The 693-nt window shown below is 45.5% G+C and carries 1 protein-coding gene; it reads left to right on the top strand.

Going from position 1 to position 693, the window contains the following annotated elements:
- Window positions 1-55: 55 nt before the first annotated feature.
- Window positions 56-693, top strand: a 638-nt coding sequence (locus tag ACFINZ_RS10970; protein WP_375701533.1) for a phage minor head protein, incomplete at its 3' end; no start/stop codon positions are given.

The following is a 693-nucleotide window of genomic DNA, read 5'->3' as shown; positions in this document are numbered from 1 at the left end:
GCATTAGCAGCGCGCTTGGCAAAAGTACAAATGATTGCACGTGGGCTTGGGTATCATGGATGAGGAACTTTTTAAAACCGCCCCTAAAGAGGTCACCCGTTATTTTGAAGCCAAGGCACTTGTTCCAAGCTTTGATTGGCGTGATATAGCACCAGAAGAACATACCTTTTCCTTTACGGTGGCAAAATCGCTAGGCTATGATATTTTGGAGGATTTTAAGCGAGCGGTTGGAGAAGCCATAAAGCATCAAGTTCCTTTTCAAGATTTTCAAAAAAATTTGATGCCGATTTTACAGGAAAAGGGTTGGTGGGGTAAAAAGACCAGCATTGACCCCAAAACTGGTGAAAAGAGCGTGGTACAATTGGGCAGCCCACGGCGTTTAGAAACGGTCTATTGGGCCAATACCATGAGTGCGCATGCGGCAGGTGAGTGGGAGCGCACACAAAATAATAAAGAATTTTTGCCCTATCTCACCTATGCTTTGTCAAGTTCAGAACATAAGCGTTTAGAACATGAAAGTTGGGTGGGGTTTACCGCACCTGTTGATGATCCGGTTTGGGATTGGCTTTATCCGCCCAATGGTTGGCGGTGTAAATGCAGTGTGCGACAGGTAAGCCGTTATGAAGCAGAAGATTTAGGCTATGAAGAGGGGGCAGAGCCACTTCATGTTGAAAAGCAGGTTTGGCACAATAA

Origin of the sequence: Bartonella sp. AA81SXKL, assembly GCF_042196945.1 — a bacterium.
Classification (GTDB): domain Bacteria; phylum Pseudomonadota; class Alphaproteobacteria; order Rhizobiales; family Rhizobiaceae; genus Bartonella.
Note: the sequence above shows the minus strand (reverse complement) of the source record. Positions and strands in the feature narration are given on the sequence as shown.